At 76.6% G+C, this 329-nt stretch carries 1 pseudogene; it reads left to right on the top strand.

Annotation, left to right across the window (positions count from 1 at the left end):
• A pseudogene (locus IH13_RS0117585) lies at positions 1–274 on the top strand (hypothetical protein); the annotation flags it as partial.
• Positions 275–329 lie beyond the last annotated feature (55 nt).

Here is a 329-nt window from a genome sequence, read left to right as displayed (position 1 = left end):
CGCCGCCGCGCCCTTCCCCGGAGAGGTGGTGGGGACGGTGGAGCTGCTGGCGGTCCGGCGCGACGGGGAGTGGCGGGCGCAGTGGCTCGTTCCCGTGGCGACCGAGCCGGCGACGGACGTCGAGGCCGAGGCGTACGTGGACACGGTCCCGGTGTACGTGGACGCGGAGACGGGACGCGTCGACGACAGACCCACCCCGGCCCAGGGCCTGTCCACCGCTCCCCGGCCGCCGACGGAGGAAGCGGTCGTCACGGTCGAACTACCGGGCCGGTGACGGCACCGACCCTCGGGCCGCCGTGTTCACCGGCGGGGACGCGACCCCCGTCCCC

Origin of the sequence: Streptomyces sp. NRRL WC-3549 (assembly GCF_000721935.1) — a bacterium.
In the GTDB taxonomy this organism is placed as follows: domain Bacteria; phylum Actinomycetota; class Actinomycetes; order Streptomycetales; family Streptomycetaceae; genus Streptomyces.
Note: the sequence above shows the minus strand (reverse complement) of the source record. Positions and strands in the feature narration are given on the sequence as shown.